The organism is Pseudomonas sp. 2995-1 (assembly GCF_002742505.1).
Classification (GTDB): Bacteria; Pseudomonadota; Gammaproteobacteria; order Pseudomonadales; family Pseudomonadaceae; genus Aquipseudomonas; species Aquipseudomonas sivasensis.
In genome coordinates this window covers 1-248 of sequence record NZ_LJSA01000235.1, presented here as the reverse complement: position 1 = coordinate 248, position 248 = coordinate 1, and the positions used below count along the sequence as shown (strand labels likewise).

1 protein-coding gene is annotated in these 248 nt (G+C 41.9%); it reads right to left on the bottom strand.

The window, feature by feature from the left end; genetic code table 11:
* A partial coding sequence (locus tag AOA61_RS31150) for a hypothetical protein (RefSeq protein WP_218197336.1) occupies positions 1–248 on the bottom strand: 248 nt, incomplete at both ends.

The following is a 248-nucleotide window of genomic DNA, read 5'->3' as shown; positions in this document are numbered from 1 at the left end:
GCACAGTAGCCCCTTTCATGGATGACCCCATTTCAAATGCAGCATTAAAGTTACCAGCTTCCTGCCAATCTCCATATCCTGACATTGCTAGAATATCGCCTGTATTTGGCTCCATCACTACAACATAAGCGTCAGGTTCCCCGATAAAATGTGAAGACCTTTCATCTACCACATCATTCACTATTTCATCTACTCGTTGCTGAAATTCCATATCGAAAGTAAGGATTAAATCATTCCCACGACTACCT